This window comes from Legionella feeleii (genome assembly GCF_001467625.1).
GTDB lineage: Bacteria > Pseudomonadota > Gammaproteobacteria > Legionellales > Legionellaceae > Tatlockia > Tatlockia feeleii.
Window position 1 is genome coordinate 1 of the sequence record NZ_LNYB01000019.1, and the last position, 1,260, is coordinate 1,260.

Here is a 1,260-nt window from a genome sequence, read left to right on the forward strand (position 1 = left end):
GGGTTGATTATTCACATAATACATACGAATACACTAAAATAATCCAATCAGTAGTTTCACTCATCCTTATTTGTTTTTCATTGTAATTATTCGCATAATACGCCACAGCATAAATGGTAATTTGCTTACCTAAACCCCTACCTAACAAGCAGTGTTATTGGTTCAACGTATGCCTCGTTTTCCACGTGGTTATTACTCATCGCAAAAGCAATAGTTGTACCTGAGCGGACAATCAGAGATAACAAACTAACAAAGGGATTTACTACAGTGGAAAGAGAATCTAGCAAAGTGGAATAAAGAGCCACTTTAAGGCTAAGGCAACTCCGACTCATATTCTCGTTAAGATTGCTGCCCTCTACCGGAAGCTTATCATGCCATGAGGACCAAAAGAACAAAGATATAAATAAGAAATCTATTGCTGAGACTGATATACAAAGATAAACAAAAAGTTTTAAAGAGCTTTTTCCTACATTTTTAAGATCCGAGAGAACATCATTTTTTGAAGTATAAGGTGTGAAAAAAGTTGAATATTTAGAGTGTGATAGATTAACCAAAGACTTAAAATTTTCTTTTGAAAAAATGTGACCATTCAGTACGTTTGTGTTAATTGAAACCCATTCAGGGGAAGTTCGTCCTTCAGCATGTGTTAGCCCAAAAGGCAGAGGACGTAATCTCAAAGGCGGGAATAGGCTTGAAATAGGTTGTAGAACCTCTGGAGCCTGTAAAATTTCTTGCGGAGCTTTAAACGGTTTTGCTTCGATATTTCGAGGGTCAAGGTCAAAGAAAGAAACTACTTCGTCGTGGGACAAAGGCGCCCCTCTTAACTCACCCTCCGGAAACAGATTTGCAACTTTGTCAGGGGAAGTTAATGGCAGATTAATCGGCCAATAGGTTTTTTGTCTACTTAACATATCGCAAGATATATTTTGTAGAACCCCAGCCGGTAAAAGACGTAAAAAGTAAGTGCCGTCATCATTCGCAACAATAAAAGCTTCTGTTGTTTCATCGACGCTAAGGTTTTCCAAGGTCGTATGGTCATAATAAGTTGGCATAAGGAATTACTCAATTTTCAAAGGAAACATATGATAATGGAAAAAAATTAACGAAACATTAAGCGGAGGCTGGGTCAAGGCCAGGCGTAGCCTGCCCGCAGGGTTCAGCCTTGACGCAGGCGCAGCGACCCACGCTCCCCTAAGGGGCTGGGTTTAAACCCAGCCCCGCGAGCCCCATGGCGGCGAATGGCTTCCCCACAGGGGAACG

General features: G+C 40.9%; 1 protein-coding gene. It reads right to left on the reverse strand.

Annotated features, from left to right (window positions below; translation table 11 throughout):
• Nucleotides 1-137 precede the first annotated feature (137 nt).
• Nucleotides 138-1,052: a hypothetical protein gene (locus Lfee_RS03275; protein ID WP_058443865.1), complete on the reverse strand. Its 915-nt coding sequence runs from the start codon at nucleotides 1,050-1,052 to the stop codon at nucleotides 138-140.
• Between the last annotated feature and the right edge of the window lie 208 nt (nucleotides 1,053-1,260).

What these genes read in the sequence shown, in the direction of transcription:
- Lfee_RS03275 (WP_058443865.1), bottom strand. Translation starts at nt 1,052, where the DNA reads ATGCCAACTTATTATGACCATACGACCTTGGAAAACCTTAGCGTCGAT.